The following is a 19,793-nucleotide window of genomic DNA, read 5'->3' on the forward strand; positions in this document are numbered from 1 at the left end:
CGCGCCGCCCCCCCTCGGCGGGGCGCGCCGCGCCGCCGCCCGGCCGGGGCCGGGCCGCCCCCCCCCCCCCGGCCCGGGGGGGGGGGGCCGGCGCGCCCCCCCCCCCCCCACTTCTCGTTCTCCGGGCGGGTGCCGCCGCGCCGCCGTCCTCGTCGGGCGGGGGCGGGGTGCCGGCTCCCGGGGACACCGGGCAGGCCGTCGCCCGGAACGGCGGACCGTTCCGGGCGAGACCGCTCAGACCCCGACCGCGACGGAGCGCTCGGCGGCGTCCTTCCGCAGCCAGCCGGCGACCTGGTCGGCGGCCTTGCGCGCGGTGGTCATGCAGACGCCGACGCCCACGCCGTCGTACAGCGCGCCGCAGACGGCGAGCCCGGGCTGGGCCGCGACGGTGTCCCGGATCCGCTGCACGCGGTCCAGGTGGCCGACGGTGTACTGCGGCAGGGCGTCGGCCCAGCGGCTCACCCGGGACGCCACCGGGGCTCCGGTGACGCCGGTGGCCTCGGCCAGCTCGGCCGCGGCGACGGCGACCAGGTCGGCGTCGTCGCGCTGCAGCAGGTGGTCCTCGCCGAAGCGCCCGAAGGAGCAGCGGACGATCTCCACCTCGCCGGCCAGGTGCGGCCACTTCACGGTCGTGAAGGTGACCTCCTTGACCGCCCTGCCCTCCACCGCCGGCACCCGGTAGGCCGAGTAGCCGCGGCCGGAGAGCCCGCCGGGGAACGCCGCGCGGGGGTAGGCCAGGGTGACCACGGCGACGCTCGAGTACGGGACCTCGGTGAGCGCGGAGACCGCCGCCGACGTCCCGGAGACCCCGGCGAGCAGGCTGCCCGCGGGGCCGGCCGGCACGGCGACGACGACGGCGTCCGCCTCGATCAGCTCCGGGTCGCCGGCCGGGCCCACCGTCAGCTTCCAGCCGTCCGTGCCGCGGACCAGCTCGCGGACCGGGGCGCCGGTGCGCACCGTGGTGTCCGGGGCGACGGCCAGCACCTCGCGCACCAGCGCGGCGGGCAGGCTGCCGAAGCCGCCCGCCAGCTTGGCGACGCTCACCGGCGGCGGCTTCTCGCCCGGCGCGAGCTCCGGGACGAGCGAGCCGGCCGCGTCGGCGAGCGAGGCGTGCCGTCCGGACGCCTTGGCCAGCGGGGTCAGCGTGGCCTCGAACGACAGGTCCTCGGCGCGGCCGGAGAAGACGCCGGCGAGGAACGGGTCGACGAGGCGGTCGACGACCTCCTGGCCGAGCCGGCCGCCGACGTAGGACGCGACCGAGACGTCGCCGTCCCGGTCGAACGAGGGCAGGGCGAGGTCCTGCCGGGCGCGGTCGACGCCCGCCGCGGACAGCACGCCGGACTTGGCGAGGTCGTCCATGTCGCAGGGCACGCCCATGAACTGACGGTCGGGCTGGTTGCGGATGTCGCCCCTGGTCCAGATCGCCGAGGCGGTGACGCCCGCCGACATGATCTGCTCGCCGAGGCCGACGTCCTTGATCAGCCCGGTGGTCTTGACGCGGTTGGCGTACAGCGACTCGGCGCCCTCGTCGACCGCGACACCCGCCACCTCGGATACCAGCAGCTTGCCGCCGATCCGGTCCGAGCCCTCCAGGACGGTCACCCGGACCGGCTCGTTGCGCAGATAGAACGCCGCCGCCAGGCCCGAGATACCACCCCCGATGATGACCACGTGGGGCTTTCCGTTCACCTGGTCCCGTTCGCTGCCAGCCATTCCACCAGCTCCTTCGTGGTTACGGTGTCGTAGAGCCGTCCCGGCGCCGACGGCCGGCGCCGGGACGGTTTCTTGGCAATGTGGCCGGGGGCTCTGGACCCCCGGTCGAGGGTTCCTGGACCCTCGGCGGTGCTTTCTGGCGGTGCGTCAGTCCCGTGCTGCGGGGCCGAACCAGCGGTCGAGGGCGGCGGTGAGCTCGTCGTCGCTGCCGGGGGCGGTCCAGGCGACGTAGCCGTCGGGGCGGACCAGGACGGTGTCGAGGGGCTCGTCGGGGGTGGTGGTCCAGGTGCCGGTGACGAGGTCGAGGCAGGTGCGGCCGGTGGCGTGCGCGGCGGCCCCGTCGTCCTGGCCGGTGGTGATCAGCAGGCCGTGCCCGGTGTGCAGCAGGTCGGCGACGCGGGTGCGGGTGCCGTCGGCCAGGGTGAGCTCGCGGCCGGGCGCCAGGCGCCGGCCGAGCAGCGGGTGGTCGCCCTTGCCGAGCTCGTAGCGGATGCCGAGGTTGCTGAGCATCCCGGCCAGGTACTCGGCGGTGTCCCGGTGGGCGACCAGCTCGGACATGATGCCGCGGACCGGGTCCATGTCCGCGCCGGTGAGCCGCAGTTCGATCGCCGCCCGGGCGTTGCGCGCCAACTGCTCGCCGACCGCGTGGCGTTCGGCGTGGTAGGTGTCGAGCAGGCCCTCCGGGGCCCGGCCGGCGATCGTGGCGGCGAGCTTCCAGCCGAGGTTCACCGCGTCTTGGACGCCCACGCTGAGGCCCTGCGCCATCGCCGGGGGCTGGATGTGCGCGCTGTCGCCGGCCAGGAACACCCGGCCGCGCCGGTACTGCGCGGCGGCCCGGGAGGCGTCGGTGAAGCAGCTGATCCAGCGGCACTCGCCGTGGTGGATGGACTCGCCGGTGAGCCGCTGCCAGGAGTCGGCGAGGTCGGAGAAGACGAGGGAGTCGCGGTCGCGCGGCGGAGTGCCGGCCTCGTGCACGACGATCCGGGTGACGCCGTTCTCCAGGTCCATCGCCATCACCATGCTGCCGCCCGGCAGGTCCTCGCCGATGCGCCGCTTGCGGGTGTCGATGCCGGTGACGTCGGCGCTGAAGAAGCCGCGGACGCCCTCGGTGCCGGGGAAGTCGATCCCGGCCAGCTTGCGGACGGTGCTGCGCCCGCCGTCGCAGCCGACCAGGTACCCGGCGGTGTCCTCGCCGGGCCCGTCGGGGCCCTCGAAGGCCACCGCGACGCCCCCGTCGGTCTCCCGGAGGCCGGTAACCCGGTGGCCGCGCAGGATCGGCACGCCCAGCTCGAAGACCCACTCCTCGAGCATCCGCTCGGTGCGGAACTGGGAGATCCCGCGGTGCCCGTGGTGGTCCTCGGCGAGCCCGCGCAGGTCGATCGGCACCCCGCCGAAGTGGCTGTCGGCGGGTTCGGTGGCGCCGAGCCGGCCCAGCAGACCGCGCTGGTCGAAGCACTCGGCGGTGCGCCTGGTGAAGCTCGCGCCGCGGGACTCCCTGGTCGGGGCCGCCAGCCGCTCGTAGACGACGACGTCCACGCCGCGCAGCCTGAGCTCGCCGGCGGTCATCAGCCCGACCGGGCCCGCGCCGACGACGATCACGTCCCTGGTCATGTGTTCGCTCCTCTTCGGATCGATGCGGCCGGTCACCGGCCGGCGGTGCGGGGGTCGCGGGCGGGGCCGAACCAGCGGTCGAGGGCGGCGGTGAGGTCGTCGTCGCTGCCGGGGGCGGTCCAGGCGACGTAGCCGTCGGGGCGGACCAGGACGGTGTCGAGGGGCTCGTCGGGGGTGGTGGTCCAGGTGCCGGTGACGAGGTCGAGGCAGGTGCGGCCGGTGGCGTGCGCGGCGGCCCCGTCGTCCTGGCCGGTGGTGATCAGCAGGCCGTGCCCGGTGTGCAGCAGGTCGGCGACGCGGGTGCGGGTGCCGTCGGCCAGCGTGAGCTCCCGCTCGGGCGCCAGGCGCCGGCCGAGCAGCGGGTGGTCGCCCTTGCCGAGCTCGTAGCGGATGCCGAGGCCGCTCACGATGCCGGCGATCTGCTCGGCGGCGTCCCGGTGGGCCAGCAGCTCGCCCATCACCTCGCGGATCGGCTCCATCGCGGCCTCGCCGAGGTAGATCTTCTGCGCCGCCTGGGCGTTGCGGACCAACTCCCGCCCGACCGCGTGGCGTTCGGCGTGGTAGGTGTCGAGCAGGCCTTCCGGGGCCCGGCCGGCGATCGTGGCGGCGAGCTTCCAGCCGAGGTTCGCGGCGTCCTGTAGGCCGGCGCTGAGGCCCCAGGCGGCCAGCGGCGGGATCTCGTGCGCGGCGTCGCCGGCCAGCAGCACCCGGCCGCGCCGGAACTCCTCGGCCAGCGCGGCGGAGTTGCCGCAGGCCCAGAGCCACTGGGGCTGCGCCTCGTGGATGGACTCCCCGGTGAGCCGCTGCCAGGCGTCGGCGACCTCGGCGAAGGTGAGCGCACCCGGTTCGGGGCGGGCGGGAAGCGACAGGTCGTGGATGACGACGCGGAAGCGGCCGGGGCCCAGCGGGGTGCAGACCACCATGCTGCCGCCGGGGAGCCGCTCGCCGATCGGCCGCGGGCGCAGGGCCACGCCGGTGATCTCCGCGGTGTACATCCCCCGGGTGGCGGCCCACTCGGTGGCCGGGATGCCGGCGAGCGCGCGGACGGTGCTGCCCGCGCCGTCGCAGCCGACCAGGTAGCCGGCGGTCTCCTCGCCGGGGCCGTCGGGGCCCTCGAAGGAGACCACGACGCCGTCGGCCTCCTCGCGCAGTCCGGTCACCTCGCGGCCGCGGCGCACCGGGACGCCCAGGTCGGCCAGCCAACCGGCCAGTGCCGTCTCGGTCCTGACCTGGGACAGGCCGAGCACGCCGCTGTGGTCCTCGTCGAGCATGTCGAGGTCGAAGCGGACCCCGCCGAAGTGCCCCATCGGGCCCCACCGGAACTCGCCCAGCCGGGGGAGCAGCCCGCGCTGCCCGAGCGATTCGGCGGCGCGCCGGTTGAAGCCGAGCGCGCGGGACTCGTCGGTGGGGGCGGAAAGCTTGTCGTAGACGACGACGTTCACCCCGCCGAGACGGAGTTCTCCGGCCAGCAGCAGGCCGACCGGCCCGGCACCGACCACGATGACGTCAGCTGTTTTCATATTCAGGCCCTCTGCGCTGTGGCAATAGTTGGCCATGGTGAAGCTACCCAGTGCGGTGTTCGACTGCAATGAGTTGAATGCGCACGCAGCAGTCGAACGTTCGACTGTGGATTCAGCGCGTTTGAACGGGAAATCGGGCACGGCAATGTCGGAGGTGCACCCGGCAATTGCGGACCAGCAATGTGAATGCGTGAGCAATTCGGCCCTCGAATGCGGGCCGCCCGGTCTCGCGCGTTCCGTGGCCCCGGCTCCGGTGCGGCGGCGCGCCGGGCCCGGAACGCCCCACACGAAAGGAAGAGACGTGCCGGTCGAGAAGATCGCGCTCATCACCGGTGCCAACAAGGGCATCGGATTCGCCATCGCGCGGCAGCTCGGTGAGCAGGGGGTGGTCGTCCTCGTCGGCGCGCGGGACGAGCTGCTCGGCAAGCAGGCCGCCGACGCGCTGGCCGCCGACGGCGTCACGGCGGTGCCGCTGCGGATCGACGTGACGGACCGCGACTCGGTGGAGGGGGCGGCCCGGGAGGTGGAGCGGCGGTACGGCCGCCTGGACGTCCTGGTGAACAACGCCGGGGTCGCGGGCGGCTTCACCGGGGCGCCCAGCGAGGCGACCGCCGACGACCTGCGGGAGGTCTACGAGACCAACGTCTTCGGCGTGGTCACCGTGACCAACGCGATGCTCCCGCTGCTGCGCCGTTCCGCGGCCGGGCGCATCGTCAACCTGTCCAGCCACGTCGGGTCGCTGACCCTGAACTCGAACCCGGGGTCCCCGCTGGCGGGCGTCAACATGATCGCCTACCAGTCCTCGAAGACCGCGCTGAACGCGGTGACGGTCGCGTACGCCAAGGAGCTGCGCGGGACCCCGATCAAGGTCAACGCCGCCCTCCCCGGAGTGGTGGCCACCGACATCAACCACCACCGAGGTCACCGGACGCCCGCCGAGGGAGCGGTGATCGCGGTCCGGCTCGCCCTGCTGGACGAGGCCGGCCCGTCGGGCGAGTGCCTGGCGGACGACGGATCCATTCCGTGGTAGCGCGGAACGTCCCCAACCAGAAAGAGGAACGGCTTTGCTCCAGATCACGATCAGTGACCTCCAGACCATCATGCGCCAGTGCGCGGGCGAGGCCGAGGACGCGTTGCCGCTCGAGGAGGCGCCCGACCGCACCTTCGAGGAGCTGGGGTACGACTCGCTGGCCCTGCTCGAGACGCACAGCCGGATCGAGCGGGAGTTCGGCATAGCGCTCTTCGAGGACGAGGTCGGCGACGTCGACACGGCCCGGGACCTCGTCGACTACGTCAACTCGCTGTTGCAGCTGAAGGTCATGTCGGCGGCCTGATCCCGCGCGGGGTCGCGGCCGTTCGCGGTCATCACAACCGAGCGCCGGACCGGGCGGGGACCCGGGGGGCACGAGACACGGAGACAGACAGTGGCGGTAGAAGAAACGATTCTGGTGCTGGGCGGTACCGGTCGGCAGGGCGGGGCGGTGGCCCGTGAGCTGCTGCGCCGCGGACGCACCGTGCACGCCCTGGTCCGCGACCCGGAGAAGGCGCAGGCGCGCGCGCTCGCCGAGGCTGGCGCCGTCCTGGTCCGCGGCGACCTGGACGACGGGGAGTCGCTGTTCGAGGCGATGCGCGGCGTGCACGGGGTGTTCAGCGTCCAGACCTTCCGGGGCCCGGGCGGCTGCGAGGCCGAGGTGCGCCAGGGCCGGGCGGTGGCCGACGCCGCGGTCCGCGCCGGCGTGCGGCACTTCGTCTACAGCTCGGTGGGCGGTGCGGACCGGGACACCAGGGTCCCGCACTTCGAGAGCAAGCTGGAGGTGGAGCAGTACCTGCGGACGCTGGACCTGCCGACGACCGTGCTGCGGCCGGTCATGTTCCACGACATCCTCCTCGACATCGCCCCGCGCCCGGTGGCGGGCGAGCTGGTGCTGGCCATGTGGCTGGATCCGGAGACCCCGGTGCAGCTGATCGCGACCAGCGACATCGGCGCCTTCGCCGCGGACGCCTTCGACGACCCGCAGGCGTGGCTCGGCCGGGTGGTCGAGATCGCCGGCGAGGAGCTGACCGGTCCGCAGATGGCGGCGGCGTTCCAGGCGGTGTCCGGCGTGCCGACCCGCTTCCAGCAGCTGCCCATCGAGCCGCTGCGCGCGGCCCGCGAGGACCTCGCCAACATGTTCGACTGGTTCGAGCGCGACGGCTACCGGGCCGACCTGCCCGAACTGCGCCGGATCCGGCCGGACCTGGTCTCCCTGGAGACCTGGCTGGGCGACAACTGGACCTCCCCGCTGGCCGCCTCCCGGGGCTGACGGCGGGGTTCAGGTGAAGATCGGATCGCGGGTGCGGGTGCGCTTGAGTTCGAAGAACCCGTCGGTCCCGGCCACGGCCAGGACGCCGTCCCAGAGCCGCACGGCCGCCTCGCCGCGCGGGGTCGGCGTCACCACCGGGCCGAAGAACGCCACGTCCCCCACCGCGAGGACCGGAGTGCCCACGTCGGTGCCGACGCGGCCGATCCCGTCGTCGTGCGAGGCGCGCACCGCGCCGTCGAACACGTCGGATCCGGCCGCGTCGGCCAGGGCGGGATCGAGCCCCGCCGCCGCCAGCGCCGCCTCGTAGGTGGACCGCTCCTTGGGGGCCCTCCCGAGGTGGAACCGGGTGCCGAGCTCGGTGTACAGCCGGCCCAGCACCTCCGGGCCGTGCTTCCGGGCGGCGGCGGCGCAGACCCGCACCGGTTCCATCCGCAGCGCGAGGTCCCGGTGCCAGCGTTCGGGCAGGTCGGTCCGCCCCTCGTTGAGCACGGTCAGGCTCATCAGGTGCCACCGGACGTCGAGGGGCCGGTGCCGTGCGACCTCCAGGATCCAGCGGGAGGTCAGCCACGCCCAGGGACAGGTCGGGTCGAACCAGAAGTCCACCGGGATCTGTTCGTCGTGCGGCAAGGTCGGCTCCTCGGGGGTCTCGGTCGGTCGCGGTCAGTAGTTTCCGAGGCCGCCGCAGACGTTGATCGCCTGCGCGGTCACCGGCGCCGCCACGTCGGACACCAGGTAGGAGACCAGGCCGGCCACCTCCTCGGCGGTGGAGTAGCGGCCGAGCGGGATCTTCGCCTGGAAGCGCTCCAGGATGGCGTCCTCGGTGGTCTCGAAGTGGGCGGCGTAGCCCTCGCGGACGCGCCGCGCCATCGGGGTCTCCACGTAGCCGGGGCAGACGGCGTTGACGGTCACGCCCGTCTTCGCCAGCTCTAGGCCGAGCGCCTTGGTGAAGCCGACGACGCCGTGCTTGGAGGCCGAGTAGGGGGCGCCGAGCACCACGCCCTGCTTGCCGCCGGTCGAGGCGATGTTGATGATCCGGCCCCAACCGCGTTCGACCACGCCCGACTTGAGCACGGCCCTGGTCACCAGGAAGACGCTGTTCAGGTTGGTGTCGATCACGTCGTACCAGAGCTCGTCGGCGATCTCCGCGGTCGCGCCGCCGCCGCTGCGGCCGGCGTTGTTGACCAGGACGTCCACCCGCCCGTACCGCTCCACGGCGGCGTCCACGAGCCGGGCGACGTCCTCCGGCTTGCGGACGTCGGCGGCCAGACCGTCGGCCCGGTGGCCGTCCGCGCGCAGCTTCTCGACCGTCGCCCGGACGCTCTCGGGGTTCCGTGAGCAGAGGAAGACCCGGAATCCCTGGCCCGCCAGGGTCTCGGCGACCGCCAGGCCTATTCCGCTGGTACCGCCGGTGATCAGTGCTACCTGCTGTCCGTTGTCAGCCATTCCGCCTGCTCCTTTTCGGGGTGTGTGCGGGGTCGGAACAAGCTGACAAGATGGGCCGGATTCCCGGTCGAGGGGTGGTCGAGGTCATCGCGTTCAACTGCCTCAATTCTTCAGTTGAACGTTCGACAGTCAATTCCCATAATGCCGGGTTGCGGCCCTGATAAGCGCCGACCTATCGTCGGGTAATCCACGAAAAAGGCGCTCTGAAGGGAAAGCCATGTCCGCATCGCCCGAGGTCCGTGATCAGTCGGACTCCTACTCGCTGCTCGACCTGATCCAGGGCGCGGTGATCACCCAGGCGATCTCCGTCGCCGCCCGGCTCGGCGTCGCGGACATCCTCGCCGAGGGGCCGCTGGCCGTCGAGGAGATCGCCAAGCGGGCCGGTGCCGACGCCAAGTCCACCCACCGCATCCTGCGCGCGCTGGCCGGCCACGGGGTGTTCGCCGTCCGCCCGGACGGCCGCTACGAGCAGACGCCGCTGTCCGAGAAGCTCCGCGAGGACGCGACCGACTCGATGCGCGGCTTCGCGCTGCTGATGAGCCACCCCCTGCTGTGGGAGGAGTGGGGCCACCTCTTCACCGCCGTGGAGACCGGCGAGCCCAACCTGCCGAAGCTGCGCGGCATGAACGCGCTGGAGTTCTTCCACGCGACCCCCGAGTACGCGGGCGTCTTCTTCAACGCGTTCGGCCGCCTCTCGGAGTCGGAGACCGACCCGATCCTGGCCGCCTACGACTTCTCGCAGTTCGGCACCGTGGTGGACGTCGTCGCCGGCCGCGGCGGCCTCCTGGCGGGCATCCTGCAGCAGTCGCCGGACGTCAAGGGCGTGCTGTACGACTCCGAGGCCGCGACCGTCGACTCGCCGGCGTTCTTCGAGGCGGCCGGTGTCGCCGACCGCCTGACGATCGCGCACGGCGGCCACCTGGACGCGCTGCCGACCGGCGGCGACGCCTACCTGTTCAAGCACATCATCCACGACTTCAGCGAGGCCGACGCCGTCACCGCGCTGCGCAACGCCCGCGAGGCGATGGCCCCCGGCGGCAAGCTGCTGGTCGTCGAGTACGTGCTCCCGGAGAACAACGAGCACCACCTCGGCCACTCCATCGACCTCTGGCTGATGCTGATGCTCGGCGCCCAGGACCGCACGCTGGAGCAGTACTCCGAGCTGTTCGCGAAGGCCGGCTTCACGCTCACCCGGGCCGTCCCGACCACCGCGCCGATCTCGATCATCGAGGCGATCCCGGCCTGATCCCGGCAGGTGAGCCGGTCCCCCATCGCAGAAGTCGAGGCTCAGGACAAGAAAACATGGATACCGATGTCATTGTTATCGGGGCAGGTCCCGCGGGACTGACGCTCGCGGCCGAGCTCCGCCTCGGCGGCGCCGACGTCATCGTCTTCGAGCAGCGGGCCGAGCGGAGCTGGGAGTCGCGCGGCATCGGGTTCACCGCGCGCGCCACCGAGATGTTCCACCAGCGCGGGATCCTGGAGCGGCTGGAGAACATCACCACCACCCGCCAGGGGCACTTCGGCGGCATCCCGATCGACTTCGGGGTGCTGGAGGGGTCGCACTTCGGCGTCCGCGGCGCCCCCCAGTACAAGGTCGAGGAGATGCTCGAGGGCCGGGCGCTGGAGCTGGGCGTGTCCCTGCGCCGGGGCCACGGGTTCACCGGGCTGACCGAGGGCGGGGACGGCGTCACCGCGACCGTGCGGGGGCCGGAGGGCGAGCGGGAGTACTCGGCCCGCTTCCTGGTGGGCTGCGACGGCGGGCGGAGCACCGTCCGGCGGCTGGCCGGCTTCGAGTTCGCCGGCTCCGACGCCACCCGCGCGATGTACCTGGCGGACGTCCGGGGCTGCGACATCAAACCGCGCATGATCGGCGAGCTGCTGCCGAACGGCATGGTGATGTCGGCGCCGCTGGAACAGGGCTACACCCGCATCATCGTCTGCGAGAACGGGACGCCGCCCGACCGCGGCCGCGAGGTGACGTTCACCCAGGTCGCGGACGCCTGGCAGCGGTTGACCGGCGACTCGATCCACCACGGCGAGACGCGCTGGGTGAGCAGCTTCACCGACGCCACCCGCCAGGCCACCGAGTACCGGCGCGGCCGGGTGCTGCTGGCCGGCGACGCCGCACACATCCACCTCCCCGCCGGCGGCCAGGGGTTGAGCGTCGGCGTGCAGGACGCCTTCAACCTGGGCTGGAAGCTGGCGGCGACGGTCCGCGGGCGGGCCCCGGAGGGCCTGCTCGACACCTACCACGCCGAACGCCACCCGGTGGGCGCGCGGCTGCTGCGCAACACCCTGGCCCAGGGCGTCCTCAACCTCGCCGGCCGGTCGGTCGAGCCGCTGCGCGCCGTCATGGCCGAGCTGGTGACGATCCCGGCCGCGGCCCGGCACCTGTCCGGCATGGTGAGCGGCCTCGACATCGGCTACCCGGTCGGCGGGCCGGCGCCCGGGGCGGCGGCGCACCCGCTGCTCGGCGGCCGGCTGGCCGACCGCGAGCTGGAGCTCGCCGACGGCGGCTCCGTGCGGGCCGCGCGGCTGCTGCACCCGGCCCGGGGCGTCCTGATCACCGCCGACGCCTCGGGGGAGACCGCCCGCACCGCCGCCGGCTGGTCCGACCGCGTCGACCTGGTCCGGGTGCGGGAGTTCCCCGCCGGACCGGAGGAGGGCGGCGCCGCGACGGAGTCGGTGCTCGTCCGCCCCGACGGCTACATCGCCTGGACGGCGCCGGACGGGGGCGGTCTCGACGCCGCGCTGCGGCGCTGGTTCGGCGAGGCCCGGCAGGGCCCGTCCGGCGGACACGCCCCGGGTCCGAGACAGGGCCTACGGGCCTCGTAACCGAGAGGAGAACCAACGTGACCGAGAACGCGGTCCGTGAGACCGAGCACGAGATCAACGTCTCCGCCCCCGCCGAACTGGTGTACGCCCTGATCGCGGACGTCACCCGGTGGCCGGAGATCTTCCCCCCGACCGTGCACGCCGAGGTGGTCGAGAAGGACGGCGACACCGAGCTGATCCGGCTCTGGGCGACGGCGAACGGCGCCGCGAAGACCTGGACCTCCAGCCGCCTGCACGACCCGGAGCGGATGAGCGTGGCGTTCCGCCAGGTCCGTTCGCAGCACCCGGTCGGCGCCATGGGCGGCGCCTGGGTGGTGGAGCCCGTCTCCGGGAGCTCCTGCCGGGTGCGCCTGCTGCACGACTTCTACGCGGCCACCGACGACCCGGCCGACCTCGACTGGATCAGCGAGGCCGTCGACCGCAACAGCGCCTCGGAGCTCCGGGCGCTGAAGTCGAGCGCCGAGGCGTCCGGCCCCGACGAGCTGATCACCTTCGACGACACCGTGACCGTCGACGGCCACGGCAAGGACGTCTACGACTTCCTGAACGAGGCGCAGCTCTGGCAGGAGCGGCTGCCGCACGTCGCCCGGGTGTCGCTGGAGGAGGACGAGCCGGGGCTCCAGATCCTGGAGATGGACACCCGCACCAAGGACGGCAGCACCCACACCACCCGCTCCGTCCGGGTCTGCCGGCCGTCCACCGCGATCGTCTACAAGCAGGTCGTCCTGCCCGCGCTGATGACGCTGCACACCGGGCGCTGGCTCATCGAGGAGCGGGCCGGCGGCGGGGTGTCGGTGACCTCGCGGCACACCGTGCGGATCAACACCGAGAACATCGCCGCGGTGCTCGGTCCGGAGGCGACGGTGCGGACCGCGCAGGAGTTCGTCCGCACCGCGCTGAGCACCAACAGCCTGGCCACCCTGGGCCTCGCCAAGGCCCACGCCGAGGGTGTCCGCAGCGGGCGCGCCGAGTCGTGAACCCGTCCCGGGGGGCCGCGCCGGTCGTCGTGGTCGGCGCCGGCCCCGTCGGGCTGCTGCTCGCCTGCGAGCTGCGGCGGGCCGACGTCCCGGTGGTCGTCCTGGAGCGGCTGACCACCCCGATGACCGAGTCGCGGGCCAGTCAACTGACCACGCGTACGGCGGAGTTGCTCCACGAGCGGGGCTTCGGCGCGCTGCTCGCCGAGGCCGCGCACGAGCCGCGGACGCACTTCGGCGGGCTGGGCTTCGAACTGTCGCCCGTGGACAGCCCCTTCGGGGGCAACTGGAAGGTGCCGCAGTACCGCACCGAGGCCGCCCTGGGCGCCCGCGCGGTCGAACTGGGCGCCACCGTCCTGCGCGGGCACGAACTGACCGGCCTCACCGCCGCACCGGACCACGTGCGCTGCGAGGCCGCGGGCCCCGACGGCCCGCGGCGGATCACGGCGCGGTACCTGGTCGGCTGCGACGGCTCCGGCAGCACGGTGCGCCGGCTGGCCGGCTTCCCGGTGACGGAGACGGCGGCGACCAGGGAACTGCTCCGGGCCGACCTCACCGGCCTGCGGATCCGCGACCGCCGCTTCGAACGGCTCCCCGGGGGCTTCGCGGTGGCGTCCACCCGCGGCGGCGTCACCCGGGTGATGGTGCACGCGTTCGGCGACGCCGTGACCGGGCGGCGCGGCGCGCCCGGGTTCGACGAGGTCGTCCGGGCCTGGGCACGGGTGACCGGCGAGGACGTCTCCGGGGGCACCCCGATCTGGCTGGACGCCTTCGACACCGCGAAGGGCCTGGCCGACGCCTACCGGCGCGGCCGGGTGCTGCTGGCCGGCGACGCCGCCCACTGGCACCCGCCGGTCGGCGGCCAGGCGCTCAACCTCGGCCTCCAGGACGCCGTCGACCTGGGCCGCAAGCTCGCCGCGACGGTGCACGGCACGGCCGCCCCCGGACTCCTCGACACCTACCAGGACGAGCGGCGCCCCGTCGCGGCGCGCGTCCTCGACCACGTCGCGGCCCAGGAACACCTGATGTTCGGCGGCCCGGAGGCCGAGCCGCTGCGCGCGGTCCTCGCCGAACTGATCGGCCTGGAGCAGGTCCGCGCCCACCTGACGGCGACGGCGAGCAATCTCGACGCCCGCCCGTGAGGAACGACCGGTTGTGAAGAACGGATGCGCAGGGAAGGCAGGAAGAGGACAGTGCAGGACTTTGACACGGACGTGATCATCGTGGGGGCCGGCCCCACCGGTCTCATGCTCGCGGGCGAACTCCGCCTGGCGGGGGTCGAGGCCGTCGTACTGGAACGGCTGACCGAGCCGATGCGGCAGTCCCGCGCACTCGGCTTCTCGGCCCGGACCATGGAGGAGTTCGGCCAGCGCGGACTGCTGGAACGGTTCGGCGACATGGGCGTCATCCCGATCGGCCACTTCGGCGGGATGCCGCTCGACTACACCATCGTGCCGGGCGGCAACTTCGGCGTGCGCGGGGTGCCGCAGGCGCTCACCGAGTCGATCCTGCACACCTGGGCGACCGGACTCGGCGCCGGGATCCGCCGCGGCTGGGAGCTCACCGGCCTGACCGCCGGGGACGAGGGCGTCGAGGTGCGGGCCGACACCCCGGAGGGCCCGCGCACCCTGCGCGCCCGCTACGTGGTGGGCTGCGACGGCGCGCGCAGCGCCGTGCGCAAGCTGTCCGGCATCGACTTCCCCGGCCACGAGGCCACCATCGAGATGCTGATGGCCGACGTCACCGACGTCCAGGTGCGGCTGCGGCCCACCGGCGAGCTCGGCGACGCGGGCATGGTCGTGGTGCTGCCGGTCGGCCCGGACACCACCCGGGTCGTGGTCTTCGAGCGCGGCGCGGGCGTGCGCCCGACCACCGAACCGCCCACCTTCCAGGAGGTGGCCGAGGCGTTCAAGCGGGTGACCGGCGAGGACATCAGCAGCGGCACCCCGCGCTGGCTCAGCTACTTCACCGACTCCACCCGCCAGGCCTCCGAGTACCGCAGGGGCCGGGTCTTCCTGGCCGGCGACGCGGCGCACATCCACATGCCGATCGGTGCGCAGGGCATCAGCGCGGGCCTCGGCGACGCCGTCAACCTCGGCTGGAAGCTCGCCGCCGAGATCCACGGCCACGCCCCGGAGGGGCTGCTGGACACCTACCACACCGAGCGCCACCCGGTCGGGGACCGCATCCTCGCCAACACGCTCTCCCAGCGCAGCCTGTACCTGGGCGGCCCCGAGATGGCGCCGATGCGCGCGGTCTTCGCCGAACTGATGGCCCACGAGGACGTCCGCAAGCACCTGGTCGGCATGGTCACCGGCCTGGACATCACCTACGGGGCCGCCGAGGGCGATCACCCGCTGCTCGGCCGGCGGCTGCCGGAGTTCCCGCTCCCCGACGGCCCGGACGGCGCGCCGACCGTCTTCGGGCTGCTGCACGGCGGGCGCGGCGTCGTCCTCGACCTGCGCGGCGACGAGGCCCTGGCCGCCGCCGCGGCCCCGTGGACCGACCGGGTCCCGGTCGTCACCACGGCGGCCCGGCCGGAGGGAGCGCTCGCGGACGTCGAGGCGCTGCTCGTCCGGCCGGACGGCTACATCGCCTGGATCGGCTCCGGCGGCTCCGGCGCGGCCGGCCTGACCGACGCCCTGGGCCGCTTCTTCGGCGCCCCCCGTGACACCCACTGAGACGGACACCAGGACCGGACGCCCCGCCACCGCGGGCGTTCCACGCCAGCCACGTCCACGCTGACCAAGTCCACGCTAACCAAGGAGGAAGCATGCCGTTCATCAACCCCGAAGACGGGCACCTGACCGTCCTCAACCTGTTCAAGACCGACTCCCGCGACCGCGTGGACACGCTGGTCAAGGAGATGTCGAAGATCGTCGACACCGCGGACTTCCCGGGCTGGATCTCCAGCACCGTGCACCGCGGCGAGCACACCCCGGGCACCCTGAACTTCATCCAGTGGCGCGGCATGGACGACCTGGAGTCCCGGTACAACGACAGCGAGTTCAAGCACCACACCGTCCCGGTCTTCCGGGAGATCACCACCTACGTCCGGCTGATGCAGAACGAGGTGGAGTCGAGCCTGCGCCACCCGTCGCTGGGTGACGTCACCGAGGTCTCCCCGGACCGCGACGACTACACCGTCATCGAGGTGCTCGGCGTGGACCCGGCCGACCAGCGCGCCCTGGTCGCCCACGAGAGCACCGCCCACTCCTGGCTGCTGGACGTCCCCGGCTACCGCTCGCGGACCGTGCTGCGCGGCATCCGGTCCCGCAACCTGCAGGGCGGCGACAGCACCCTGGCGACGGTCGGCACCGACAACGACTTCGTCGTCGTCTACTCCCAGTGGGCCGGCAAGGAGGCCTACGACGCCTTCCGCACCCAGGCCGAGGCCGACTGGTCCACCGCCCGCAGCGGCTTCGGGGCCAAGCGCGGTTCGCTGATCACCAGCGCCGACTGGAACGGCTACCGCCCGGTGCACACCCGCTCCGCGGGCGACCCGGTGGCGGTCTGACCCCCGCACCGCACGAACCCCGAAGGGGCCCCCGGCAGTCAGCCGGGGGCCCCTTCGGGGTTCGTGCGGTCAGCCGGCGATCGAGTCCCAGTGCCACCGGGAGTCGAAGGAGGAGACCTCGACCTGCGCTCCGGCGGCGACCAGCGCCGCCGCCCGGCTCGTCGCCCGCGCGACGAACCCGGAGAGCCGGTGGGCCGCCAGCAGGTCCTGCTCGTCGAAGGGCAGGCCCTCGCAGCGCAGCAGCCGCAGGTCCATGAAGCCGTTGAACGTCCGCCCCAGCACCTCCACGGCCTGCGGGCTGCGGACGGTGAAGCGGACCCGGGCCGCGACGTGGCCGTTGTGGTGCTGGTCGGAGTAGTACGCGACGTCCGGGATCACCGGCGGCACGAAGTGGTCGCGCGCGGCGATCTCGGGCACCTTCGGGAGGTTGCCGACCAGGAAGTGCCACGAGTTGTACTGCATCCGCGAGGAGATCGCCCACGCGGTGTCGGCCAGGTGCGCGGCGGAGCCGCCGAAGAGCCGGCGGGAGTCCTCCGACGGGACGACGCAGCAGAAGAAGTGCGGGATCTCCCACTCGGCGATCCTGGCGTACTCCTCGGCGCGCAGCGCCGCGATCAGTGCGGGGAGCGAGCGCATCCCCCGGCTCATCGCGAAGTCGGCGTCGAACACCGCGGTCGCCGCGCGCACGCTCTCGTGCACCAGGGACTCCAGCCCGGTGCCGAAGGCGCCGTGCGGTCCGGCCAGCCAGTCCGGCGACGCCGCGACGGAGGCGGTCAGCTCGTCGAGGGTGTCCCCGGCGACGGGGAGCCGCTCGCGCAGCCGCGCGCAGAGCTCGGCCTCCAGCCGGCGGGCGTCGTCCTTGACCGGGCCCGCGACCCGCTCGATCTTGTGCATCAGCGGGCCGTAGATCTCCCGGTAGAGCTGCACCCTCCCGACGAGCTCCCGGCGCCGCGCGGCCAGGGCCCCGGCGAGGGCGTCGAGCGCGGCGACCCCGTGCCCGTCCGGGGCCGGTACGGGCGGCAGCTCCCCGGCGGCCGCGTTGTAGGCGGTGCGGGTCCGCTCCAGCAGCAGGGCCACGTGGTCGAGCGTCAGCTGGGTCCCGTTGGCCTCCTCGATCCGGGCGTAGCCGGCCGAGCGGACCAGCAGGGTGAGGCAGACCACCAGGAGGACGTCGCCGTCCGCCCACAGGTCGAGCGGCACCGTCCCCAGGCTGGTGAGCGTGCAGTCGGGGTGGCCCGGCCGCAGCGTCTTGCCGGTCAGGTTGTTCCGGTCGCGGAAGTTGGTGTACTGGCGTTCGCCGACGTAGAGGACGAACGGCGCGGTCCGCAGCGCCGCCTCCTTCAGGGTGTCGAGCAGCTCGCGCCGGCCCTCGGGGCCGGCCGCCGCCAGCCACCGGCGGCCGTCGGCGACGGACTGCCGCCAGCGCTCGGCGGCCAGGGCCAGTTCGGTCCGGTAGGCGGCGAGGTCCTCGGCGGTCCAGGGCACCCGCAGGACGCCGTCGACCAGGTCGGCGGTGTCGCTCAGTGCGCCCCGGGACGGGACGCGGACGGCGAGCCGGCCGCTGCGGTCCAGCCCGATCTCGCCGAGGAACGCGGTGGCGGCGTCCCCGGGCCGGTCGGGGGCCCGGCCGTCGTCCCGCCAGGACCGGCCGACCAGGACCTTCAGCGCGGCCTCGTCCTCGACGGGCAGCGCCCGCAGCTGGATGTCGGCCGGGACGTGCCCGGCGAGGGTGAGCAGCGTGTCCACGGCGGTGGCGAGGTCCGGCGCGGCCGCGGCCCGCCGCCAGGTCTGCGCGAGCAGCGCCGGGAAGCCGGAGTCCTCGGGGGTCAGGTAGTCGGGCCCGCCGGCGCCGGCGGGGCGGCCGAGCCGGCTGGGCCGCCGGCTCTGCCGGGCCTTGGCCAGCGCCGCGCTGCGGGTGAGGGTGTCGTCCCGCTCGGTGGGCAGGGTCATGAAGTGCCCCTGGCGGTGAGGTCGACGTGGTCCCACATCCGGTCCTCGGTGGCGGTCCACTCCTCGTCCACGTAGATGCAGTCGACGGGGCAGACCATCACGCACTTGGGGCAGCCCGAGCAGAGTTCGGGGATGATCTGGACGTTGAGCCCGTTGTCGAAGATCGCGCCGAACTCGGCCGGGCAGCTGCGCAGGCAGGTGTCGCAGGTGATGCACTCGGACGTCTCGATGCGGCGCGGCGGCTTCTTCCAGTTCTCGTCGCGGGACCGCCGGGCGATCCGTTCCTCACGCGCGGTGGTGGTGACTGAAGGAGTGTCCTTCACCCATGGCATGGTCTTCTCCTCACAAGTGGTGGCCCGTCAGGTCGTGCGGGACTGCTCGTGCGGCGGGCGCCCGGCGGTCGGGCGCCCGTGCGGGTGGCTCAGAACGCGCCGAAGTACTCGCGCTGCTCCCATTCGGTGACGCCGCCGGGCGCGCTCTCCGGGAGCTCGGCCGCGCACCAGGTGTCGAACCGGCGGGCCTCGCTCTCCTTGAGCTTCGCCAGGCAGGACTTGAGCGGTGCGCCGAGCAGTCGTTCGGCGCGGTCGCTCGCGCGGAAGGCCTCGAGTGCCTCGTGCAGGGTGCGGGGCAGCGGCCGGTGGGCGGCGGGCTGCTCCGGAACGCCGGCGAGCAGCCCGTCGAGGCCCGCGTGCAGCTGGGAGGCGATGGCCAGGTAGGGGTTGGCGCAGGGCTCCCCGATCCGGTTCTCGACGTGGGTCGAGCTGCCGCCGCTGAGTATCCGGACCATAGCGCTGCGGTCCTCGAACCGCGAGTCCACCGAGGTCGGCGCGAGCGTGAACTCCGGTGCCAGGCGCCGGTATCCGTTCACAGTCGGCACGGAGAGCAGGCAGAACTCGCGGGCGTGCGACAGCAGGCCCTCGGTGTAGGCCCGGCCCTCGGCGGAGATGGCGTCCTGCAGGCCGTCGCCCTCGGCGAAGAGGTTGACGCCGGTCTTGGCGCTGGTCACCGACTGGTGGAGGTGCCAGCCGCTGGGGTCGAAGCTGTCCAGGCGGGGCAGCGTCATGAACGAGGCGTGGTAGCCGCGCCGCCGGCACTCCTGCTTGAGCTGGGTGCGGAACAGCAGCATGGCGTCGGCGGCGTCCAGGGCGAGCATCGGGTTGAAGGTGGTCTCCAGCTGCCCGGGGCCGGACTCGTGCTCGAAGGAGCGCAGCGGCAGGCCGAGCCGCATCAGCATCGCGGCCAGCGGGTCGGCGACGTGGGCCACCGAGTCGTAGGCGCTGTCCAGGTTGAACTGGTAGCCGGGGTTCACCGCCTCGACCTGCGGGGCCGGGCCCTGCAGGCCGAAGCCGTTGCCCTCGTTGCCCACCGGGCCGCCGGTCAGCCGGGTGAGGTACCACTCGACCTCGAGGCCGATGACCGGGGACAGCTCGTGCCGGGCGTAGTCGGCGCAGACCCGGCGCAGCACGTTGCGGGCGGAGAGCGGGTGCGGTGTGCCGTCGCGCAGGTACTCGTCGCCGAGCACCCAGGCGGTCCGCGGCTCGGTCCGCGGCAGCACCTGGAAGGTGCGCGGGTCCGGGACGAGCACGAAGTCGCCGGCGCCGCGCAGTTCGCCGACCCCGACGCCGGCGTCGGCGAGGAAGTCGACGGCGACGGCGTGGCCGGTGTCGAAGAGGAACGGCCCGGCGCTGAAGTCCATGCCGTTGCGCAGCACCGAGCGGAACACGCCGGCGGGCACGGTCTTGGAGCGGGCGAGCCCGTGCGGGTCGCAGAACACGACCCGGACGAGGTCGACCTCGTCCAGCTGGAGCTCGACCTGCTCGGCGGCGGCGGCCTGCCGTTCGTCCCAGAGCCCGAACTCGGCGACGAACGAGGGGCGCCCCACGCTCTCGTCGCCGCCGTGCAGGGACCATGACCTGGAAACCAT

The 19,793-nt window shown here is 73.6% G+C and carries 17 protein-coding genes; 9 read left to right on the forward strand and 8 right to left on the reverse strand.

Features of this window, described 5'->3' with window-relative positions; translation table 11 throughout:
• Window positions 1-234 precede the first annotated feature (234 nt).
• From hemG to ACFYUY_RS14665, 3 genes are all read right to left on the reverse strand, one after another.
• Window positions 235-1,713 (reverse strand): protoporphyrinogen oxidase, encoded by a 1,479-nt coding sequence (hemG, locus tag ACFYUY_RS14655; protein WP_360217379.1) that lies wholly within the window; start codon window positions 1,711-1,713, stop codon window positions 235-237.
• 147 nt (window positions 1,714-1,860) lie between these two features.
• Entirely contained in the window at window positions 1,861-3,324 is a 1,464-nt protein-coding gene (locus tag ACFYUY_RS14660; RefSeq protein WP_387900736.1) for an FAD-dependent monooxygenase, read from the reverse strand.
• Between the two features lie 32 nt (window positions 3,325-3,356).
• Window positions 3,357-4,844, reverse strand: coding sequence for an FAD-dependent monooxygenase (locus tag ACFYUY_RS14665; protein WP_387900738.1), 1,488 nt, complete (start codon window positions 4,842-4,844; stop codon window positions 3,357-3,359).
• Window positions 4,845-5,145: 301 nt separating this feature from the next.
• Between ACFYUY_RS14665 and ACFYUY_RS14670 the strand changes: the two genes are divergently transcribed.
• The 3 genes from ACFYUY_RS14670 to ACFYUY_RS14680 all read left to right on the forward strand — a co-directional run bounded on the left by ACFYUY_RS14670 (window position 5,146) and on the right by ACFYUY_RS14680 (window position 7,147).
• Window positions 5,146-5,874, forward strand: a complete 729-nt coding sequence (locus tag ACFYUY_RS14670) for an SDR family oxidoreductase (RefSeq protein WP_360217371.1) — start codon at window positions 5,146-5,148, stop codon at window positions 5,872-5,874.
• Window positions 5,875-5,908: 34 nt separating this feature from the next.
• Complete coding sequence (locus ACFYUY_RS14675) at window positions 5,909-6,178, forward strand: acyl carrier protein (RefSeq protein WP_360217368.1); 270 nt, start codon at window positions 5,909-5,911, stop codon at window positions 6,176-6,178.
• A gap of 90 nt (window positions 6,179-6,268) precedes the next feature.
• A complete protein-coding gene (locus tag ACFYUY_RS14680; RefSeq protein ID WP_360217365.1) occupies window positions 6,269-7,147 on the forward strand; it encodes an NmrA/HSCARG family protein in 879 nt (292 codons plus the stop codon).
• A 9-nt stretch (window positions 7,148-7,156) separates the two neighbouring features.
• On the opposite strand, the gene ACFYUY_RS14685 is transcribed toward ACFYUY_RS14680, so the two are convergent.
• Together ACFYUY_RS14685 and fabG are read right to left on the reverse strand one after the other, a co-directional pair.
• Entirely contained in the window at window positions 7,157-7,774 is a 618-nt protein-coding gene (locus ACFYUY_RS14685; protein ID WP_360217362.1) for a DsbA family protein, read from the reverse strand.
• A 33-nt stretch (window positions 7,775-7,807) separates the two neighbouring features.
• Entirely contained in the window at window positions 7,808-8,590 is a 783-nt protein-coding gene (gene fabG / locus ACFYUY_RS14690) for a 3-oxoacyl-ACP reductase FabG (RefSeq protein ID WP_360217359.1), read from the reverse strand.
• Window positions 8,591-8,807: 217 nt separating this feature from the next.
• On the opposite strand from fabG, the gene ACFYUY_RS14695 reads away from it, so the two are divergent.
• From ACFYUY_RS14695 to ACFYUY_RS14720, 6 genes are all read left to right on the forward strand, one after another.
• On the forward strand, window positions 8,808-9,836 hold the full coding sequence (locus ACFYUY_RS14695; protein WP_360217356.1) for a methyltransferase: 1,029 nt from the start codon (window positions 8,808-8,810) through the stop codon (window positions 9,834-9,836).
• A gap of 56 nt (window positions 9,837-9,892) precedes the next feature.
• The gene (locus ACFYUY_RS14700) at window positions 9,893-11,428 is read left to right on the forward strand and encodes an FAD-dependent monooxygenase (RefSeq protein ID WP_360217353.1); all 1,536 of its coding nucleotides are present in this window, start codon (window positions 9,893-9,895) and stop codon (window positions 11,426-11,428) included.
• 17 nt (window positions 11,429-11,445) lie between these two features.
• Window positions 11,446-12,405 carry an aromatase/cyclase gene (locus ACFYUY_RS14705; RefSeq protein ID WP_360217350.1) on the forward strand — a complete coding sequence of 320 codons (960 nt, stop codon included), beginning with the start codon at window positions 11,446-11,448 and terminating at the stop codon, window positions 12,403-12,405.
• On the forward strand, window positions 12,402-13,544 hold the full coding sequence (locus ACFYUY_RS14710) for an FAD-dependent monooxygenase (RefSeq protein WP_360217347.1): 1,143 nt from the start codon (window positions 12,402-12,404) through the stop codon (window positions 13,542-13,544). The genes ACFYUY_RS14705 and ACFYUY_RS14710 overlap by 4 nt, the downstream gene beginning before the upstream one ends.
• Before the next feature lie 24 nt (window positions 13,545-13,568).
• Entirely contained in the window at window positions 13,569-15,083 is a 1,515-nt protein-coding gene (locus ACFYUY_RS14715) for an FAD-dependent monooxygenase (RefSeq protein ID WP_387900742.1), read from the forward strand.
• A gap of 92 nt (window positions 15,084-15,175) precedes the next feature.
• A complete protein-coding gene (locus ACFYUY_RS14720; RefSeq protein WP_360217343.1) occupies window positions 15,176-15,919 on the forward strand; it encodes an antibiotic biosynthesis monooxygenase in 744 nt (247 codons plus the stop codon).
• Window positions 15,920-15,988: 69 nt separating this feature from the next.
• Here ACFYUY_RS14720 and ACFYUY_RS14725 read toward each other — a convergent pair whose 3' ends face one another.
• The 3 genes from ACFYUY_RS14725 to ACFYUY_RS14735 form a co-directional block, all read right to left on the reverse strand.
• Window positions 15,989-17,869: a hypothetical protein gene (locus ACFYUY_RS14725; RefSeq protein ID WP_360217341.1), complete on the reverse strand. Its 1,881-nt coding sequence runs from the start codon at window positions 17,867-17,869 to the stop codon at window positions 15,989-15,991.
• Window positions 17,866-18,201: a 4Fe-4S dicluster-binding protein gene (locus ACFYUY_RS14730; RefSeq protein ID WP_360217338.1), complete on the reverse strand. Its 336-nt coding sequence runs from the start codon at window positions 18,199-18,201 to the stop codon at window positions 17,866-17,868. The genes ACFYUY_RS14725 and ACFYUY_RS14730 overlap by 4 nt, the downstream gene beginning before the upstream one ends.
• A gap of 89 nt (window positions 18,202-18,290) precedes the next feature.
• Window positions 18,291-19,793 (reverse strand): glutamine synthetase family protein, encoded by a 1,503-nt coding sequence (locus ACFYUY_RS14735; RefSeq protein WP_360217335.1) that lies wholly within the window; start codon window positions 19,791-19,793, stop codon window positions 18,291-18,293.

Origin of the sequence: Kitasatospora sp. NPDC004745 (assembly GCF_042873275.1) — a bacterium.
Classification (GTDB): Bacteria; Actinomycetota; Actinomycetes; order Streptomycetales; family Streptomycetaceae; genus Kitasatospora.